General features: G+C 69.7%; 1 protein-coding gene and 1 pseudogene. One reads left to right on the top strand and one right to left on the bottom strand.

The genetic code is table 11. From position 1 onward, the window contains the following. Nucleotides 1-213 (bottom strand): annotated as a pseudogene (locus AC27KI_RS24505) (hypothetical protein); the annotation flags it as partial. A gap of 117 nt (nucleotides 214-330) precedes the next feature. On the opposite strand from AC27KI_RS24505, the gene AC27KI_RS24500 reads away from it, so the two are divergent. Next, a partial coding sequence (locus tag AC27KI_RS24500) for an FAD-dependent monooxygenase (RefSeq protein ID WP_487116359.1) occupies nucleotides 331-1,546 on the top strand: 1,216 nt, incomplete at its 3' end.

The following is a 1,546-nucleotide window of genomic DNA, read 5'->3' as shown; positions in this document are numbered from 1 at the left end:
GGCCTTCGAAGCGCACGCGCCCCCTCGACGATGGCCGCGCCCAAGGTCGCCCACCTCGCCCGAGAGCAGCGCCGCCAGCGAGCGGCGGTCGCGGAACTGCAGCGCCACCGGGGCCTGCGCACGGCCCAGCCGCTGCCCGCCGGGCAGTTCGAGCGACAGGTCCACCGGCAGGGATTCCAGCCGGGCTTGCAGGGCGTGCAGCAGCGGTTTCATGGCCGTCGATTCTTGAACCGCCCCAACGCCTCGTCAATGGCCGTTGTCCGACACGGGCGCGCCCGATCGGCACAGGCCCCATTGACAGTAATTCGTTTAAGCCTAAACTGTTTTCACATGAACATCCTGTGCATCGGCGGTGGTCCCGCCGGCCTTTATTTCGCCCTGCTGATGAAGCGGCAGGACCCGGCGCACCGCGTCGTGGTGGTGGAGCGCAACCGGCCGTTCGACACCTTCGGCTGGGGCGTGGTGCTGTCGGACCAGACGCTGGCCAACCTGCACGCGGCCGATCCCGAAACCGCCGCGCAGATCGGCGATGCGTTCAACCACTGGGACGACGTGGCGGTGTTCCTGCGCGGGCGCAGCGTGCGCTCCAGCGGCCATGGCTTTTGCGGCATCGGGCGCAAGCGGCTGCTCAACATCCTGCAGGAGCGCTGCCTGGCGCTGGGCGTGGAGCTGGTGTTCGAGACCGACGTGGCCGACGACCAGGCGCTCGCCGCGCGCTACCGAGCCGACCTGGTGATCGCCAGCGACGGCCTGAACAGCCGCATCCGCACGCGCTATGCCGAGGTCTTCCAGCCCGACATCGACCTGCGCCAGTGCCGCTTCGTGTGGCTGGGCACGCACCAGAAGTTCGAGGCCTTCACCTTCGCGTTCGAAGAGACCGAGCACGGCTGGTTCCAGGCGCACGCCTACCAGTTCGACGCCGACACCTCCACCTTCATCGTCGAGACGCCCGAGGCCGTGTGGCAGGCCCACGGGCTGGACCGCATGGAGCAGCCCGAGGCCATCGCCTTCTGCGAGCGGCTTTTCGCGCCCTACCTGGGCGGGCATGCGCTCATCAGCAACGCCACGCACCTGCGCGGCTCGGCCAACTGGATCCGCTTTCCGCGCGTGATCTGCCGCACCTGGGTGCACCGCGAAACCATCGCCGGCAAGGCCGTGCCCATCGTGCTGATGGGCGATGCCGCGCACACGGCGCATTTCTCGATCGGCAGCGGCACCAAGCTCGCGCTGGAAGACGCCATCGACCTGGCCCAGACGCTGGCCACCGGCGCGACCCTGGAGCAGGCGCTGCACGACTACGAGGCGCGCCGCAGCGTCGAGGTGCTCAAGATCCAGAACGCCGCGCGCAACTCCACCGAGTGGTTCGAGAACGTGGCGCGCTACAGCCGGCTGCCGGTGGAGCAGTTCGCGTATTCGCTGCTCACGCGCAGCCAGCGCATCAGCCACGAGAACCTGCGCCTGCGCGACGCGCGCTGGCTGGAGGGCTACGAGGCCTGGCTGGCCCAGGCGCGCCCCACGGTCGGCGCGGCGCCGGCCCCGGCACCCG

The sequence above is a fragment of the Acidovorax sp. KPB24-03 genome (assembly GCF_057546605.1).
This window is presented reverse-complemented; position numbering and strand designations above follow the sequence as displayed.